The 14,371-nt window shown below is 71.8% G+C and carries 12 protein-coding genes; 1 reads left to right on the forward strand and 11 read right to left on the reverse strand.

Annotated features, from left to right (window positions below):
• From ABT092_RS30070 to ABT092_RS30120, 11 genes are all read right to left on the reverse strand, one after another.
• Window positions 1-2,238 (reverse strand): type I polyketide synthase (locus tag ABT092_RS30070; protein ID WP_351249519.1); only part of this gene is annotated, 2,238 nt, incomplete at its 3' end.
• 69 nt (window positions 2,239-2,307) lie between these two features.
• Window positions 2,308-3,591 carry a methylaspartate mutase gene (locus tag ABT092_RS30075; protein ID WP_351249521.1) on the reverse strand — a complete coding sequence of 428 codons (1,284 nt, stop codon included), beginning with the start codon at window positions 3,589-3,591 and terminating at the stop codon, window positions 2,308-2,310.
• A 125-nt stretch (window positions 3,592-3,716) separates the two neighbouring features.
• Complete coding sequence (locus tag ABT092_RS30080; RefSeq protein WP_351249523.1) at window positions 3,717-4,223, reverse strand: cobalamin B12-binding domain-containing protein; 507 nt, start codon at window positions 4,221-4,223, stop codon at window positions 3,717-3,719.
• A complete protein-coding gene (locus ABT092_RS30085; RefSeq protein WP_351249525.1) occupies window positions 4,220-5,503 on the reverse strand; it encodes a type III PLP-dependent enzyme domain-containing protein in 1,284 nt (427 codons plus the stop codon). The genes ABT092_RS30080 and ABT092_RS30085 overlap by 4 nt, the downstream gene beginning before the upstream one ends.
• The gene (locus ABT092_RS30090) at window positions 5,500-7,029 is read right to left on the reverse strand and encodes an AMP-binding protein (RefSeq protein ID WP_502968537.1); all 1,530 of its coding nucleotides are present in this window, start codon (window positions 7,027-7,029) and stop codon (window positions 5,500-5,502) included. The genes ABT092_RS30085 and ABT092_RS30090 overlap by 4 nt, the downstream gene beginning before the upstream one ends.
• A 99-nt stretch (window positions 7,030-7,128) precedes the next feature.
• Complete coding sequence (locus tag ABT092_RS30095; protein WP_351249527.1) at window positions 7,129-8,730, reverse strand: AMP-binding protein; 1,602 nt, start codon at window positions 8,728-8,730, stop codon at window positions 7,129-7,131.
• A gap of 53 nt (window positions 8,731-8,783) precedes the next feature.
• Window positions 8,784-9,035, reverse strand: a complete 252-nt coding sequence (locus ABT092_RS30100) for a phosphopantetheine-binding protein (RefSeq protein WP_351249529.1) — start codon at window positions 9,033-9,035, stop codon at window positions 8,784-8,786.
• Between the two features lie 86 nt (window positions 9,036-9,121).
• Complete coding sequence (locus ABT092_RS30105) at window positions 9,122-10,069, reverse strand: ACP S-malonyltransferase (RefSeq protein WP_351249531.1); 948 nt, start codon at window positions 10,067-10,069, stop codon at window positions 9,122-9,124.
• A 130-nt stretch (window positions 10,070-10,199) separates the two neighbouring features.
• On the reverse strand, window positions 10,200-10,424 hold the full coding sequence (locus ABT092_RS30110) for a ferredoxin (protein WP_351249533.1): 225 nt from the start codon (window positions 10,422-10,424) through the stop codon (window positions 10,200-10,202).
• Window positions 10,421-11,626: a cytochrome P450 gene (locus ABT092_RS30115; protein ID WP_351249535.1), complete on the reverse strand. Its 1,206-nt coding sequence runs from the start codon at window positions 11,624-11,626 to the stop codon at window positions 10,421-10,423. The genes ABT092_RS30110 and ABT092_RS30115 overlap by 4 nt, the downstream gene beginning before the upstream one ends.
• Window positions 11,627-11,647: 21 nt before the next feature.
• Window positions 11,648-12,571 (reverse strand): proline iminopeptidase-family hydrolase, encoded by a 924-nt coding sequence (locus ABT092_RS30120; protein WP_351249537.1) that lies wholly within the window; start codon window positions 12,569-12,571, stop codon window positions 11,648-11,650.
• A gap of 311 nt (window positions 12,572-12,882) precedes the next feature.
• On the opposite strand from ABT092_RS30120, the gene ABT092_RS30125 reads away from it, so the two are divergent.
• Window positions 12,883-14,371: type I polyketide synthase (locus ABT092_RS30125; RefSeq protein WP_351249539.1), on the forward strand; the 1,489-nt coding region annotated here is incomplete at its 3' end.

Below are 14,371 nucleotides of genomic sequence, written 5' to 3' on the forward strand. Positions count from 1 at the left end.
CACTTCGATGGCGAACAACGCCGGCTGCGCAAACTCCGTACGGTCCAGCAGGGCGGCCTCGTCCGAACCCTCCGCCGCGAACATCACCTCCCGCAAGGGGGGATCGAGCTGGAGGTCGAGGTGCCCGCACACCTCGTCCAGCGCCTCCGCGAACACCGGGAACGCCTCCGCCAACCCACGCCCCATGCCCAGCCGTTGCGCACCCTGACCGGTGAACAGGAACGCGAGCCGGCCGCCGGACACCCGGCCCCGGACGTTGCCCGGCGCCTCGACTCCTTCGGCCAGGGCCCGCAGTCCCGCAAGGGCCTCCTCGCGCCCGACCGCCGGCACCACCGCGCGGTGGTCGAGCTCGGCCCGGGTGGTCGCGAGTGCCACGGCCACGTCCGCGAGGTCGGGGGCGTCATCGGGCTCCAGGAGCTCCAACACGCCGCGCGCCTGGGCCTTCAGGGCCTCCTCGGTACGGGCGCTGAGCACCAGCGGCGGCGCGATGGAGCCGGCGTCCGGGCGTTCCGGGGCCTCTTCGCGGACGGGGGGCGGCTCCTCGATGATGACGTGCGCGTTCGTCCCGCTGATGCCGAAGGCGGATACTCCCGCCCGCCGCGGCCTGCCGTCCGGGGTGTCCCACGGCCTGGCTTCGGTGAGCAGTTCCACCCGTCCCGCAGACCAATCGACGTGCGGGCTCGGGGCGTTCACATGCAGGGTCCTGGGCAGCGTGCCGTGCCGCATGGCGAGCACCATCTTGATCACGCTGGCCGCGCCGCCGGCGGCCTGGGTGTGCCCCAGGTTGGACTTGGCCGAACCGAGCCACAGCGGTCGGTCCTCGGGGCGGTCCTGGCCGTAGGTGGCGAGGATCGCCTGGGCCTCGATCGGGTCACCGAGCTTGGTGCCGGTGCCGTGTGCGTCGACGGCGTCGACGTCGGCCGGGCGCAGTCCCGCGTCGGCGAGGGCCTGGAGGATCAGTCGCTGTTGGGAGGGGCCGTTGGGGGCGGTGAGGCCGTTGCTGGCGCCGTCCTGGTTGACCGCGGAGCCGCGCACCACCGCGAGCACCGGGTGCCCGTTGCGCCGGGCGTCCGAGAGCCGCTCCATGACGAAGACACCGGCGCCCTCGGCGAAGCCGGTGCCGTCCGCGGCCTCGGAGAACGCCTTGCAGCGGCCGTCCGGGGCGAGGCCGCGCTGCCTGCTGAACGCCGTGAACATGCCGGGGCTGCCCATCACGGCGACCCCGCCGACCAGGGCGAGCGTGCACTCGTCGTCGCGCAGCGCCCGCACCGCCAGGTGCAGGGAGACGATCGAGCCCGAGCAGGCGGTGTCCACCGTCACCGCCGGGCCTTCCAGGCCGAGGGCGTAGGAGACGCGGCCGGACACCACGCTCGGTGCGTTGCCGGTCATCAGGTAGCCGTCGAGGCCCACCGGGGCCTGGTGGACGCGGGTGCCGTACTCGTGCACCTCGGCGCCGAAGAACACCGCGGTGCGACTGCCGCGCAGCGAGGCCGGGTTGATGCCCGCGCGTTCCAGTGCTTCCCAGGAGGTCTCCAGGATCAGCCGCTGCTGCGGGTCCATCGCCAGCGCCTCACGCGGACTGATCTTGAAGAAGTCGGCGTCGAACTCGGTCGCGCCGGCCAGGAAGCCGCCCTTGTCGACGTACGACTTGCCCGGCCGGTCGGGATCGGGGTCGAACATGCCGGGGATGTCCCAGCCGCGGTCGGTGGGGAAGTCGCCGAGCACTTCCCGGCCCTCGGCCATCACCTCCCAGAACGCCTCGGGCGAGTCGATGCCGCCGGGGTAGTGGCAACCGATGCCCACGATGGCGATCGGCTCGTCGTCGTCGCGGACCGTCCGCGCAGCGGTGATCGCGACCGGCTCGGGCGCGATGCCGAGGGCCCGGCCGCGCACGAAGCGGCTCAACTCGACCGGGGTGGGGTGGTCGTAGACCACGGTGATCGGCAGGGCGACGCCCGTGGCGGCGACGAGACGGGCGTGCAGGTCCACCGACGACATCGAGTCGAAGCCCAGGTCGAGGAAGGGGCTGGCGGTGTCGATCGAGTCCGCGGTGTCGGGACGGGCCCGACGCAGGGCCGCGACGGTCTGTTCGTGCACGATCTCCAGGACCGCGCGCTCCTGTTCGACGGGGGTCAGCCCGGCGAGCCGCTCGGCCAGGACGGACCCTGACGTCCCGGACGTCCTCGGCTCGCCACCGGACTCGGAAGGAACGTTCTCGGACTCGGTCATTCGGTGCACTCCAAAGGGAATTCCGGGCGAGGAACACGGCAGCAACGGTCGGACGGGGACCCGGCGGTCCCGCGGGCGTCAGGACGGCGGGGGCTCCGCGGACAGCGCCGGCCGGTCGTGGCCGCGCTGGACGTAGGAGAGGGCTTCGAGCAGCTCGGACGAGGTGACGGGGCGGACGCCGGGGCCGCTCGCGGAGCCCGCGATGGGCAGCGAACCGGTGTCGGCCCAGCGCAGCCAACCGTCCCCGTCGATGTAGCTGCGGCAGCGGCCCGCGTTGTCCGGGTGCAGGCAGTAGGGGATGTCCAGGTGGCCGCGCTTGAACGCGAGCAGCAGTGCGCGGCCCAGGTCGGGGTGGCTGTTCAGCACCGCGTCGACGAGCGCATGCGCCTCGGCGTACGTCTGCGAGTCCCGGGCCGCCCCGTCGGCCGGGGAGGCCACGGGGGACGCGGGGGTGCCGGCGCGGGCCACCCGGTCGGCGTGTTCGAGCGCCTGGACGTTCTCCGCGATCGTGGGGATGCGGCGGGACTCCATGACGGTCTTCACGATCAGCCGTTCGGAGCCGGTGTCCACCGCCAGTTCAGCGGCCCGCCCGAGCAGCCGGAGGCAGCCCTCGGGAGTGGTGGGGTAGACGCCCATGTAGGCGTAGATCACCACGTGCCAGTCGGCGTCCGGCAACAACTCCGCGCACAGTCTGCGCAGCGCGAACACCGCCTCGCGGTCCTGTGCGCCGTTGGTCTGCTGGGCGTAGCTGACGGAGATGTCGTCGATGCCGAGGCGGTGGAAGAACAGCGCTTCGAGGACGCTGACGGCGACCAGCATGCTGGGCGGGCACAGTTGGCCCAGCATGCAGCCGCCGAAGGTCTCCAGATGCGGTCGGACGCCACCCGCCCGGGACTCCGCGAGCAGGGCGGTGCTCCGTTCCCAGGCGCGCATCGACTCGTCGAGGGGGGTGCGTCCGTAGGGCAGGCAGTACGAGACCGGGCCGCCCTCGGAGGCGCTCAGCCCGGCCCGCAGCAGGGCGACGAAGATGTCGAACGGCGCCGCGGAGCCGTGCCGCACCTGGATGGGGAAGTCGTCCGCGTGGATGCCGTGCAGCAACGATCGGGTGGTGTCCACGTCATGGTTGACGATGGGGAAGCCGTTGATGCCGATGCCCTCCCGCAACGCCGTCTCCACTGCGGCGAGGTCCCCCACCCGGGTGTAGCTGTCCAGCGTGAGCGTGCCCACGGTGGTGGCCTCCGCGTCCCGGGTGGCGAGCAGGCCCGCGCGCATCGTCCCGGGGTCGCCGAAGCCCATGCGGGGCTGTACGACGAGACGCCCGGCCCGCCGTGCCCGGCGCACGAACGCGCCGAAGTCCCCCACCGGTGGACCGGCTCTGCCGGCGGGCGCGGGGGCGACGGGCGGCCGGGCCGCCCCGGCCCGGTCGCCCGGACCGGGACGAACGGCCGGTGGGGCCGCCCCGTCCGACCCTGTGGTGAAACGATCACTCACGACAGTTCTCTCCGGGGTGCGCGCTCGATGAAGCGCCGGAAGGCGGAGATCTCCTGCGCGCCGTCCTCGAAGACGCTGTCGAAGCCCGCGGCGATCAGCTCCGCCGCGTGCCCGCCGTCCTCGCCGCCCGTGATGCCGAGCTTTCCGCCGATCACCGTCGGCAGGGTCGTGAGCCGGTCCTCTGCGCGCAGCTTGCCGATGAGGCGCAGACCGTCCTGGTAGCCGTGCCCGTTGACGCTGCTGAGCACGAGCATGGCGGGCGGACGCTCCAGGCACTCCCGGATCAGCAGGTCATCGGGCACGCACGGGCCCAGGTTGACCACGTCGTAACCGTGCTCCTCGATGAGCAGTTGCAGGAAGACCAGGTTCCAGGTGTGCGAGTCGGACGCCAGAGAGCTCACCAGGACGGTCTCCCCGCGGCGCGCGGTCCGGGCGGCGTCCCGGACGCCCGGGGCGCCCGCCTCCCGGTCCGCTCGCGCCAGCCCCCGTGCGGAAGGTGTCATGCCGGCCCTCCATCGACCGGCTGCCGGTCGCCGGAGGGAGCCACCTCGACCCTGCGGTGTTCGATCCGGGTCGCCGACACCACCGCGCCCCCGCGCACCAGTACCTCGGCGGGTGCCGGACGCCCCAGGAACATCAGCAGGCTCGCGGTGGGTCCGTACGCGCCCGCGTTGGGGATCGTGAGGAGGTCGCCGACGCGCACGTCCGGCAGGTCCACCTGCCGTCCCAGCACGTCGCCAGGGGTGCACAGCGGTCCCACCAGGCTGGCGCTCAGACCCGTGCCGTCCGCGATCCGCGCGGCCTGCTCCGGCCCCTCCGGCTGCACCGCGACCGGCAGCAGCCGGCCCAGCCCCGACATGCCGCCGAAGGTGTTGATCCCGGCGTCCAGGATGACGAACGTGCGGCCGCGGCTCTCCTTGACGTTGACGACCCGGGTCAGCAGCGACCCGCTGTCGCCCACCAGATAGCGGCCGGACTCGCACGCGAAGCGCACCGAGCCCTCCCGCCACCGCGGGAACGTCCCGTCGAGCGCCTCCTCCAGCCGCTCGCGCAGCTTCTCGTAGACCGGCCGTTCACCAGGCACCGCGTAGGGTGCCGCGAACCCGCCGCCGATGTCCACGAACCGCAGCGGCAGCCCGTGCTCGCGCTCCAGGCGCGCCGCCACCGACAGGGTGCTGCGGAACTCCTCGACCAGACTGTCCTCGTCCGAGGCGTTGCTCAGCGGAAAGAAGTGCGCGCCCACCAGCCGGGTGCCCGCCACCGCCCGCAGCCGGGGCAGCACCTCGCCCAGGGTCTCCGCGTCGATGCCGAACTGCGAGGGCCGGCCCGTCATCCTGATGCTGGTGGCGGCGCTGGCCGAGGCGCTGTTGATCCGCAACAGGCAGTCGGCCTCGGTGCCCCGCGCCACCGCCGCCGCGCCCACGTGCTCCAGATCGGTCGGGGACTCCACGGAGAACAGGCCCACCCCGGCGGCGAGGGCCCCGTGCAGTTCGCCGTCGGTCTTGCCGGGCCCCGTGTACAGGATGCCGGCCGGATCGAAACCGGCCTCCAGGGCCGCCGCCAGCTCGCCCAGCGAGCTGATCTCGGCGCGGCACGCGCGCCCGTCGCCTTCGGCGAGCACCCGCAGGACCTCCGGGTGCGGGTTGGCCTTGACGGCGCTGAAGAGGCTGAACGGTTCGGGCAGCGCGTCCAGCAGGTCCTGTCGCGCCGCCGCGACCCGGTCCAGGTCGTACACGTACAGCGGGGTCCCGTACCGCTCGGCCAGTTCGGTGTACCGGGTCACTTCTCGCTCCCGTCGAGCAACTCGGCGAGCTGCTTCTTCTCGCTCTTGCCGTGCAGGGTCAGGGGGAACTCGGCGAGCACGCGGCAGACGGCGGGGACCTTCTGCGGTTCGAGGCGGGCCGCCAACTCCCGCAGCACCACGGCCGGGGCCAGCTCCGACTCCACGAACAACGCCAGATCGTGCTTCTCGGTGGGCGGCAGCGCCGCGGCCTGCCGCACCCCGGGAACGTCCATCGCGGCCGACTCGATCTCGATGGTGCTCATCCGGATGCCCTTGCGCTTGAACATGTCGTCGCGCCGGCCCTGGAAGTACAGGTAGCCGTCCTCGTCGAGGCGGCCGTAGTCACCGGTGTGCAGTCGGTGCTCGCCGGAGGGCCCGTGGCGGCGGAAGGCGCGGGCGCTGACCTCGGGGTTGCGCCAGTAGCCGGGCATCACGTGCGGTCCGACCACGACGATCTCCCCGGACTCTCCCACGGGCACAGGCTCCCCGTCCTCGCCCAGGACCAGCACCCGGGTGCCGGGCAGCGGCAGGCCCACCGAGTCGGGCCGCTCCCGGTCCTCCTCCGGCGGCATGATGCTGACCCGCTTGCACTCGGTCTGACCGAACTGCCGCACCACCCGGACCCCGGGGAAGGCCGCGCGCAGCGTGTCGATCGTCGACTGGGGCAGGGCGGCGCCGGTGTTGGTGAACATCCGCACCCGTGGCGCGGGCCCCTCCAGACGCCGGGTCAACGTGGCGATCATGGTGGCGAGCGAGGGCACGATGGGGACGATCGTCGCCCCGCTGTCCCGGATCGCGCTCAGCAGCCACAGGTCGGACTCGCCGTCGGCCAGCCTGATCTCGCTCCGGCCCACCGCGCACATCAGGACCTTGTACAGCCCGTAGTCCCAGGACATCGGGAAGCGGCAGAACACCACGTCGTCGGAGCGGTAGCCGAGCACCTCGACCATGGCGCGGGTGGCGAAGGTGATCTGCGCGTGCGGGCAGACCACCGCCTTCGGCGCCGCGGTGCTGCCGGAGGTGTAGACGAGGACCGCGGGCGCGTCGGGCGTCACGTCGACGGCCGCATCGGGACGCGGGCCCCGGGCGGCGATCTTCTCCACCTCGCTCCACACCCCGCCGAACGGGTGCACCGGCACCTCCGCGATGCCGTCGAACGCCCCCTGCCGCCCCTCGGCGCAGACGACGAGCGCGGGCTCCGCGTTCTCCAGTACCGAACGCAGGTGGAACGGCTTCATGTTCGGGTTGAGCGGCACGAACACGACACCGCGTCGGGACGCCCCGTAGAACAGGGCGGTGAGTTCCCGGTTGGTCGGGAGCTGCACGACCAACCGGTCACCCGGACCGAGGCCCCGCGCCGCGAGCCAGTCGGCGAAGGCGCGGCTGTACTCGTCCAGACGGGTGTAGCTCCATCGTCCGTCGGCGTCGCTGACCGCCGCCGAGGAGGGCGCGGACGCCACCGCCTCGTCCAGCAGGTGGTGGACCAGGTCGCCGTGAAGGTGGCCGGGCACGGGGTCCCCGTGCACCGCGCCGGAGGTGCTGTCCAACGCTCGTCTCCTGTCGCATCGTCGAGGTGCGGATGTCGCCGGAGCCGCCGGCGACGCCGGCGGTCTTCGGAGCTGCTCCTACGGGCGGGCACCCAGCCGCTCGGCGGCGCGCGCCCGCAACGCGCCGCGGTCGGTCTTCCGGTTGGAGTTGAGCGGGAACGCCTCCACGTGCCAGTAGTGCCGTGGCGTCATCCCCGTCGGCAGGATCCGGTGGAGCTGCCGGGCGAAGGTCGCGGCGGACACCTCGCGCCCGGTGTAGAACACGACGAGTTCGGTGCCGGCCGCGCCGACCACGTCCACCGTGACCGCCTCCGTCACGCCCTCGCAGCCGCGCAGCGCGTGGTCGACCTCCGACAGTTCGACCCGCCAACCGGCGATCTGCACCTGGGAGTCGAGCCGCCCCAAATAGGCGAGCCCGCCGCCGTCGTCGATCCGGCGGACCCGGTCACCGGTGCGGTACCAGGTGCGGTCCCCGTACGTCAGGAAGCGGCCCGCGTCGTCCGCGGCGTCCAGATAGCCGCGCGTCATCTGGGGCCCCGTCACGCACAGTTCGCCCTCGTCCGCCGAGGGACGGCCGTCCGCGCCGAGCAGGAGGTGTTCGTGCCCCCCGTTGATCCGACCGATCGGCACCACGCCGTTCACCGCGATCCGCTCCGAGCGGGCCCCCGCCCAGCGGTGCGCGGCGATCGTGATGGTCAGCTCGGTGGGGCCGTACAGGTTCTCCAGTTCCCCGTTCGGGGCGGCCGTCCGCCAGTCCCGCGCGTCCCGACAGGTCAGCGCCTCACCGGCGAAGAAGCTCCACCGCAGCCGGGACAGCGCACCCGGACCCAGCCCGCCGAGGCGGCGCACCAGCGGGATCGCGCTGGGCGTGGAGAACCACACCGTCATCCGGTGCTCCGCCACGAACGCGGGCAACTCCCGGTACGCGCCCGGCGGCACCCACAGCGCGGTCGCTCCGGCACCCCAGGCGCAGAACAGGTCGAACAGGGCGCAGTCGAAGTTGAGGTCGAAGGTCTGCGAGAAGACGTCGTCCGGGGTGAAGTCGTAGCGCTCGTCCTGGAGGCGGAAGTAGTGCGCCGCGCTGCCGTGGCTGATCGGCACTCCCTTGGGCCGCCCCGTGGAGCCCGAGGTGAACAGCACGTACGCGGTGTCCGCGGCCCGCACCGGGCGCGGGGCGACGAGGGCCTCCGCCGCCGCGGGCACGATCCGTTCGAGGCCCGGAAGCGCGCCGGGCGGGCAGCCGGGCGCCAGGACGGGCAGCGGTGCACCGGGACCGTCCGGGTCGAGCCACCGCTCGCCGTCCGGGCCCGGCGCCGTCAACTCGGGCAGCTGGGCCCATCCCGCAGCGTCGGCGACCACCGCGGACACCCCCGCCGAGCGGAGCATGCGCCGGGTGCGTGCCGGGGGGAACCCCGGTTGCAGCGGTACCACCGCGGCGCCCGCGTACAGGCCGGCGAGGATGCCGACGTACGCGTCGATCCCCTTCTCCGCCAGTACGGCCACGGTGCCGGGCGGCTTGCGCACCGCCCGGAGCAGTGCACCGGCCCAGACGAGCGCCCGCTCGTGCGCCTGCTCGTAGGTGATCGACCGCGTGCCGACCCGTACCGCCTCGTTGCGCGGCGCGAGGTCGACTCCGCGCAGAAAGCGCTCGTGCAGCGCCAACTCCCCGGCTGGGGCCACCGCTCCTCCTCCGATGCTCACGCTCGTCGCTCCCGACCCGGCGAGACGCGGACTCAGCCGACCCGCTCCGCGACGAGCCCGGACAGCACCTTCCACAGCAGGGAGGGCGTCTGGAACGTCTCCTTGCCGAGTGCGTCGTCGTAGAAGCGCACGTCGTACTCGGTCTCCAGGGCCGCCAGCAACTCGACCGTGCCGAGCGAGTCGAGCCCCAGGTCACGCAACGTGGCGTCCTCGGTGAGAGGTTCGTCGGCACCGATGAACGGCAGGAATCCGCGCAGCAGAAGCTCGAACTTGTCGTCCCACATGGTGATGTTCCCTTCGGGAGAAAGAGCAGGGGATGAGATGCCAGGAGCCGGGGGAGCGGGGACGGTCCGCCCCCGCTCGGCGTCGATCAGACGCGGGCGGGCCGCGGCCTCGGCTGAAGCGCGAAGCGCGGGGTGACCGGCACGACCTCGAAGTTGTCCGTCGTGCGCCGCACCCGGCCGAAGAGGGTGTCCTGGCCCGCCACGCACACGGTGCCGACCCCGGCGCCGCGCAGCGCGTCGACGACCGCGGGCCACCGCATCGGACGCACACAGCTGTCCAGCAGCATGGTGCGCACCCCCTCTCCGGTGGTGATCAGCGAGCCGTCCTGGTCCGCGACCAGCGGGAGGCGCGGCGCGGCGTAGTCGAGCGGCCCGAACACCTCCTCCTCGGCGCGCTCGCGCAACCGCCCGAACAGGGAGCAGTGCATGGGGGGCCGCATCGAGTACAGCGACAGCCCGCCCAACGAGCGGATCCGGGGCTCCAGCCAGGCGAGGTTCCGTTCGCGCAGCGTCAGCATGTGGAAGTCGTCGTCGATGTAGCAGGAGACCTCGTACTCCTCCCCGCGCTCGTCGAGCTCCGCGAACAGCTCGCGCAGCTTCTCCCCGGGCACCCGGACGAACGAGTGGGTGACCAGGTCCTGGAACTCGGTACCGAAGTAGTCGTCCAACAGCCGGGCGAACCGCGCCGTCGCCAGGACCGCCTCGGGAAGGGCCAGCGCGCCGCAGTACGCCGCCGCGGGCTTCTCGCCGAAGCTGGGCCCGGCGCACACGGTCGCCTCGACCCCCAGCGCGTGTTCCGCCCACTGCGCCAGCGCCAGGGAGTTCAGCATGAAGGCGACCTGGGCGTACTCGCTGTAGTCGCCCCCGGTCTGTCGGTAGCGGTCGACGAGCGAGTACCCCAGCACCCGGTCGGCCTCGGCGACCAGCCTGCGCGCGAAGGGGTTGATGACCATGAACCTGCCGACTTCGGAGAAGGGGGTCGGCCCCATTCCGGGGAAGATCATCGCTGTACCGGTCCGGGCTTCGGTGGTCATGGCTCGGTCCCTTCGAGACAGGGGGCGTACGAGTGGTGACGGGGGCGGTCGGCGCACGAGGGGCGGCGTACGCCTGCCGGTGCGTGCGTCCGGTCCCGCGCAGAGCGGACGGGTCGGGGGGCCCGGGGGCCTACTCCTCCGGGGCGAGCAGGACGCCGGTGGCGGACTCGTGCACCGTGATCGCGGACACCGGACAGGTCTCCGCGGCGTCGATCGTCGCCTCGTCCGGCTCGACGGTCGAGGCCCGCGGCCAGGACTTCCCCGCCCTCAACTCGAAGAGGCCCGGCGCGTAGTTGGCGCACACCGAGGCGCCGATACAGACCGTCCTGTCGACGGCGACGGTCCAGTCGGTCACCACACCACCCGCAGGCTCTTCGGGCCGCGCACCAGCATCCCCTGCTTCCACACGACCCCGTCCGGGCCGTCAACGAAGTCCAGGTTCGGGAAGCGTTCGATGAGCACGCTCAGCACGCTCTGGAGCTCCATGCGGGCCAGCTGCGCCCCCAGACAGTGGTGCGGGCCGTGACCGAAGCCGATGTGCGGGTTGTGAGCACGGGTCAGGTCCAGCACGTCCGGGTTCTCGAAGACGTCGGCGTCCCGGTTGGCGGAGGCTACCGCACCCAGCACCGGCTCGCCCTTGCGCACCGTGACGTCCCCGAACTGCACGTCCTCCAGGGCGTACCTGGCGAACATCGCCGAGTAGTTCAGCGGAATCCAGCGCACCAGCTCCTCCACCGCCTGGGGAACCAACTGTGGGTTCTCGCACAGCAGTTCCCACTGGTCGCGGTGGGTCAGCAGGGCGTAGAGGAAGTTGGGGATCTGCGAGGCGGTGGTCTCGGTGCCGGTGATGAGCAGCCCGCCGGTCACGTTCATGACCAGCTCCTGCTCGCTGAGCCGGTCGCCGTCCTCGTCGCGGGTCTTCACCAGTGCACCGAGGAGGTCGTCGGTGGGCGCGCGCCGACGCTCCGCGATCAACGAGCCTATGTAGGCGAACAACTCCTTGGCGTTGCTCTCGATCTCCTCGTACGGCAGCGCCGTGGTGGACACCATCGCCTCGGACCAGCCGCGCAGCTTCGCACGGTCCGCCTCCGGCACGCCCAGCATCTCCGAGATCACGGTCACCGGCACGGTGATCGCGAAGTCGTCCACCATCTCGAACGGACCGCCCCGCTCGGCCATGATGTCGGCCAGGCCCTCCACGATCCGCCGGGTGTCGGAGCGCATCAGCTCCACCCGGCGGGCCGTGAACGCCTTGGCGACCAGCTTCCGCAACCGGGCGTGGTCCGGCGCGTCCATCCCGACCAGGCCGTCGTCCAGGTTCTCGGTGGAGTGCGTGCGCGGCTGGTCCCGGGTCCTGGCCATGGCCCGACTGAAACGCGGGTCGGCCAGCACCGTGCGCACGTCGTGGTAGCGCGTGGCCAACCAGGCGGGTTCACCGATCGGGAGCTGCACGCGGCTCAGCGGCTCCGCCGCACGCAGTGCGGCGTACATCGGGTCGAGTTCGAGTCGGTTCGGTTCGCTGAACGGATATGCGCGAACCTCATGGGCAGCGGTCATCCGCGCGCCCCTTCCTTCAGATCAACGAGTTCTCTGGATTTCGACGTTCCGTATTTCCTGGAGGAACTCGCTCAGCACCGCGAGAAAGCGTTCCGGTTCTTCCAGGTGCGGCATGTGGCTTGAATCCTCGAAAACTTCCCAACGAACATCCGCGATTCCGTCGAAATACGGTTGCACGGTGGTCGGGGTGGCCTCGTCGTGACGCCCGCTCAGAAGCAGCGTCGGAACGTCGACGTCCGGTATTGCGTCTTCGACGGACCAGTCCTTCAGGCTTCCGATGACATGGAATTCGTTGGGCCCGTTCATCGTGTGGTAGACGGTCGGGTCGTCGTTGATCTCCATGAACGTGGCCAGGTAGTCCCGCGGCCACGGAAGGACGCGGCACACGTGCCGGTCGTAGAAGACCCGCATGGCCGCGAAGTACTCCGGGGTGTCCGTGGTGCCCGCGGCCTCGTGCCGGGACAGCGTCGCCTGCACGTCCGACGGCAACCGCGCCTTCAGGACCTTCATCTCGCTGAGCCACAACGGCATCGACGCCGGCGCGTTGGCGATCACCAGGGCCCGCAGCCCCGCTGGCCGGTCCCCGGCGTGGGACGCGGCCAGCATCCCGCCCCAGGAGTGCCCGAACAGGACGTAGTCGTCACGGACGCCCAGGTGGCCGAGCAGGTTGTCCAGCTCGTCCCGGAAGAGCTCCACGGTCCAGAAGTCCGTCCCCCGGTCCGGGAGCCTGGTCGAGCCGCCGTTGCCCAACTGGTCGTAGTGGACGACCGGCCAGCCGGCGTCCGCGAGCGCCGTCATGCTCAGCAGGTAGTCGTGCGTGCTGCCGGGGCCCCCGTGCAGGACGACCACCGGCGGCAGCCCGCAGCGCAGGTCGCCGGTCACGCGGTACCAGGTTCCGTAATCGCCGAAAGGGGCAGTTCCCTTGACGGACGGTCTCGACGCCATGTTCCCCCACCCCGGATGATTGTTTCGCAGTCTCAACGTAGGGAACGCCGGAGCGGAACCGGTAGTCGGGCAGACCCCTAGCAGCCCCTACGAGCCCTTAGGGGACGTAGTTCCACACCCCACCGCTGAGCGTGGTTCGTCATGAGCGGAGAACGGCCCGGTACCCCCTCGCCCATCCGGTAGGGGCCTGCATAGGGGCTGCTGACCGACGGCGTTCGTAGGGGTGACTAGGGGGAACGACGGGTGGTAGGCGAATTGAGGGCCCCGTAGCGTTCGGATGGACAATCCGAACGGGTTCAGGGGGTTCCTGGGTGGAAAGCGAGAAGAGGCTTCTCGACTACCTCAAGCGGGCGACGGCTGACCTTCGGGAAGCGCGTCGCCAGTTGCGTGAGGTCGAGCGCAGGGGCCGGGAACCCATCGCGATCGTCGGCATGAGCTGCCGCTACCCCGGCGGCGTCGACTCGCCCCGCGAACTGTGGCGCCTGTTGGCGGCGGAACGGGACGGCATCGGTGAATTCCCCGCCGAACGAGGCTGGGACATCGAGCAGTTGTACGACCCGGACCCCGACCGGCCGGGAAAGACCTACGCCCGAGAAGGCGGATTCCTCCGCGACGCCACCGGGTTCGACGCCGAGTTCTTCGGCATCGGCCCCCGCGAGGCACTGGCCATGGACCCGCAACAGCGCCAGCTGCTGGAGGCGTCCTGGGAGGCGCTGGAGGGCGCGGGCATCGACCCGCACACCCTGCGCGGCAGCCGCACCGGCGTCTTCGCCGGAGTGATGTACCACGACTACGCCTCCCGCTTGACCACCATCCCGGACGAGGTGGACGGCTACATCGGCAACGGCAACTCCGGCAGCGTCGTCTCCGGCCGCGTCTCCTACGTCCTCGGCCTCGAAGGTCCGGCGGTCACGGTGGACACCGCGTGCTCCTCGTCGCTGGTGGCGCTGCACTGGGCGATCCAGGCGCTACGGGGCGGCGAATGCACCCTCGCCCTCGCGGGCGGCGTCACCGTCATGTCCACGCCGGACACCTTCACCGAGTTCAGCAGGCAGCGGGGGCTCGCCGCGGACGGCCGGTGCAAGCCCTTCGCGGAGGCGGCGGACGGTACGGGTTGGGGCGAGGGGGTGGGCGTGCTGGTGGTGGAGCGCTTGTCGGACGCCCGGCGCAACGGCCACCGGGTGCTCGCGGTGGTGCGGGGCTCCGCGGTGAACCAGGACGGTGCCAGCAGCAGCCTCACCGCCCCCAACGGGCCCTCCCAACAGCGCGTCATCCGCGCTGCGTTGACGGACGCCGGTCTTCGGCCCGCCGATGTGGGCGTGGTGGAGGCGCACGGCACCGGCACCGTCCTCGGCGACCCGATCGAGGCCCAGGCGCTCCTCGCCACCTACGGCCAGGACCGTGCCGGGGACGATCCCCTCTGGCTCGGTTCCGTCAAGTCGAACCTGGGCCACACCCAGGCCGCGGCGGGGGTGGCGGGGATCATCAAGATGGTGATGGCGATGCGTCACGGGGTCCTGCCGAGGACGCTGCACGTGGACGAGCCCTCCTCGAAGGTGGACTGGTCGGCGGGGCGGGTCGAGTTGTTGACGCGCGCGCGGGTTTGGCGGAGTGAGCAGCCTCGGCGGGCTGGTGTGTCGTCGTTCGGCATCAGCGGGACGAACGCGCACGTGATCCTGGAGGAGGCTCCCGAGGAGCCGGTGGCTGGGGTTGGGGTTGGGTCGTCGTCGGTGGGGGTGGTGGGGTGGTTGCCTCTGGTGTTGAGTGCGCGTTCGGTCGAGGCGTTGCGGGCCCAGGCGC

Source organism: Streptomyces sp. NPDC002490, from assembly GCF_040296045.1.
Taxonomy (GTDB): domain Bacteria; phylum Actinomycetota; class Actinomycetes; order Streptomycetales; family Streptomycetaceae; genus Streptomyces.

What these genes read in the sequence shown, in the direction of transcription:
- ABT092_RS30120 (WP_351249537.1), bottom strand. Translation starts at nt 12,571, where the DNA reads ATGGCGTCGAGACCGTCCGTCAAGGGAACTGCCCCTTTCGGCGATTAC.
- ABT092_RS30080 (WP_351249523.1), bottom strand. Translation starts at nt 4,223, where the DNA reads ATGACACCTTCCGCACGGGGGCTGGCGCGAGCGGACCGGGAGGCGGGC.
- ABT092_RS30100 (WP_351249529.1), bottom strand. Translation starts at nt 9,035, where the DNA reads ATGTGGGACGACAAGTTCGAGCTTCTGCTGCGCGGATTCCTGCCGTTC.
- ABT092_RS30105 (WP_351249531.1), bottom strand. Translation starts at nt 10,069, where the DNA reads ATGACCACCGAAGCCCGGACCGGTACAGCGATGATCTTCCCCGGAATG.
- ABT092_RS30115 (WP_351249535.1), bottom strand. Translation starts at nt 11,626, where the DNA reads ATGACCGCTGCCCATGAGGTTCGCGCATATCCGTTCAGCGAACCGAAC.